4 protein-coding genes are annotated in these 2,252 nt (G+C 61.1%); 2 read left to right on the top strand and 2 right to left on the bottom strand.

Translation table 11 applies throughout. The features are described from left to right. Positions 1–442, top strand: a 442-nt coding sequence (locus EN893_RS29970) for a hypothetical protein (protein WP_206640197.1), incomplete at its 5' end; no start/stop codon positions are given. Here the strand turns inward: EN893_RS29970 and EN893_RS29965 are convergent. Beyond that, positions 385–1,101, bottom strand: coding sequence for a Crp/Fnr family transcriptional regulator (locus tag EN893_RS29965; RefSeq protein WP_128362022.1), 717 nt, complete (start codon positions 1,099–1,101; stop codon positions 385–387). The genes EN893_RS29970 and EN893_RS29965 overlap by 58 nt on opposite strands. 454 nt (positions 1,102–1,555) lie before the next feature. Here EN893_RS29965 and EN893_RS29960 point away from each other — a divergent pair, with 454 nt between their 5' ends. Then, positions 1,556–1,771 carry a hypothetical protein gene (locus tag EN893_RS29960; protein WP_127272601.1) on the top strand — a complete coding sequence of 72 codons (216 nt, stop codon included), beginning with the start codon at positions 1,556–1,558 and terminating at the stop codon, positions 1,769–1,771. A 283-nt stretch (positions 1,772–2,054) separates the two neighbouring features. Here EN893_RS29960 and EN893_RS29950 read toward each other — a convergent pair whose 3' ends face one another. Beyond that, on the bottom strand, positions 2,055–2,171 hold the full coding sequence (locus EN893_RS29950) for a putative RiPP precursor (protein WP_306245655.1): 117 nt from the start codon (positions 2,169–2,171) through the stop codon (positions 2,055–2,057). Positions 2,172–2,252 lie beyond the last annotated feature (81 nt).

Genomic DNA, 2,252 nt, shown 5'->3' with positions numbered 1-2,252 from the left:
GCTATGCAAGCCGTGTAAAGGGGCGTATTTCGATGGCAAGAGCGACCTGAGATCGGCCTCTCGACATCCTGCAATGGAGGGCGGTTTGGATCATACCGGCCTGGTCGAGCTTCTGGACTACACGCAAGCGCAATTGACGAAGATCCGCCAGGCGGTCGCGGCCAGCGATCACGCCGGTGCCATGTTCACCATCGACTGCCTTGTGGGAGCGGCGGCCGAACAGACGAAGTGCAAGCTTGCAAGTCTGGAGCATGCCGGGTTGCCGATAGCCAAGGATGGACCGATCGACGGGGATGGGCCGATTGGCCGGGGCGCATTTAAAGGCGGTGCGGCACCGCCCGGCAAAGCGACATCGGGCAAGCCGGATGCGGCAACCGCTCCTGATCAGGCCGCGCCGATCTCGCCGATCAGCCTTGTATATTCGGCCTCGGCTTCGCCGTAACTGCCATTGGCGAGTTCCAGCAGTCCGGCGCGGTCGCGAATGACGATCTCGCCCCGACGCGAGCGGATCAACGCGCGGCCTTCAAGCAGTTGGAGGGCGACGGTGACGCCTGGCCGCCTGACACCAAGCATGATGGCCAGGAATTCGTGGGTGATGGCGAGATGTTCGCCGGGCACGCGGTCGTCGCACATGAGCAGCCAGCGCGCCAGCCGCTCCTCGAGCTTCAGCCGCGCGTTGACGAGCGCGGTGCAGCCGGCCTGGGTCTGTAGCGCGTTGACGAAGCGCAGCAGGAACATGCGCAAGGTTGCACTTGCCGCCAATGCTGCCTTGAAAGCGCCGGCTTCGATGCGGATCGCTTCGCCTTCGAGTTTGACATAACAGGCTTGCGGCGCACGGTCGTCGCCCATCACCAGGGAATATCCCGTCATGCCCTCGAAGCCGATGAAGCCCACTTCGGCCTCTTGGCCGCTCGCGGTGCTGGCGACCACCGAACCGATGCCCTGTTCGATGAAGTAGACGGCCTCGATCGGAATATTCGGGGTCACCAGCATCATGCGTAGCGGCAAGTCGCAGCGCTGCATGTGCGGCTCGAGCAACGCCAGATCATCCGCAGGCATGCGCCGCAGCAGCTGATTTCGGTATTTGGTGAGATCAGACATGGCGTGGCCCAATGCAGGGCAAGAGCCATCCAATCTCCCAGCCGTCCGTGCCCGTAAAAACGTACGGACGATCGCCTATGTATAGGGGCTCTGAACGAAGAAAGATATCAATGCGATATGAAATTCGAAGCACGGCGCCCCCCAACGCCCGTTCGCATATGAAAAGATCGGCCTGAATGTTAGTGTCGGAAACGTACCAAGCGCCACTTGGTACAAAACCGACATATTTCATGAGAGCGCCGGATCACGGTGAGGGTCGATGAAATCCGCCGGCTAATGACAAAGGCGCCATGTCGCGCCGGGCCCGAGAACCGTTCGAAAAGTGGGGCAGAGCGGCGGGAGAATTGTACGATACTTACTGTGATGAAGGCCGATGTTGACTCTTGCTCAGCCCGATTTCATTTTTTGACCCACAGCGTCAAGGAAGTGGTCGCTGCTCCGAAAGGGGCTTCTTATGTCGAGCCTTCATAAGCGCAATCCTGGTTTCCATCCTTCCGATCTGCAGCTGTGCCAGCGCGTCTTCGATCGGGTCTGCCTGGAGCGCAAACTCAATCGCATGTCGGGAGAGTCGGACGTGCAGCTTCTGGCGGCCACGGTGTTTTCGCTATTTCAGAATGGCTGCCGCAATGAAGGCGAGTTGCTTGAGAGTTTCCGGCGGACGCGCCAATGACCAAAGCCAGGATCACGTCCGCGGCACCGGTAGCCGAAAACGAACCTTACGACGCTGCGGTCTTCGCCCGGAAATACGGCATGTCGCGGAAGGCCGCGGAGGTCGTGCTGTCCGCGAACGGACCGTCCAGAACGGCTTGTGACGCTGCCGCCCGCTCTTTTATGGAAGCGGTCGCCCGCAGGGCGAAGAGCAGCCGTGGACACTGAAGCTGCGCCTGGAGCGGCTGCCGTACCGCCCGCCCCGGGTGCGTCCGATGCTAACCTTCATTGGATGCCGCGAGGTGTCAGCCTGCCGGGCCTGTCGGGCCTATTACGCCTGAATTGGCTTGCTGCGCCGTCACGGCGGAGAGTTTCTGCCGTTTGAGCAGCATCGGCTTTTCATAGAGCTTCTTCATGTTCATGGCCTCCCTCCGCAAAGTTCGATTGCGGCAGCGTCATCGCCGGCCGCGCCCTTGTCAAGCCGACCTTGTCGAGGGCCGGCC

The sequence above is a fragment of the Mesorhizobium sp. M7A.F.Ca.CA.004.04.2.1 genome (genome assembly GCF_004022825.1).
In the GTDB taxonomy this organism is placed as follows: domain Bacteria; phylum Pseudomonadota; class Alphaproteobacteria; order Rhizobiales; family Rhizobiaceae; genus Mesorhizobium.
This window is presented reverse-complemented; position numbering and strand designations above follow the sequence as displayed.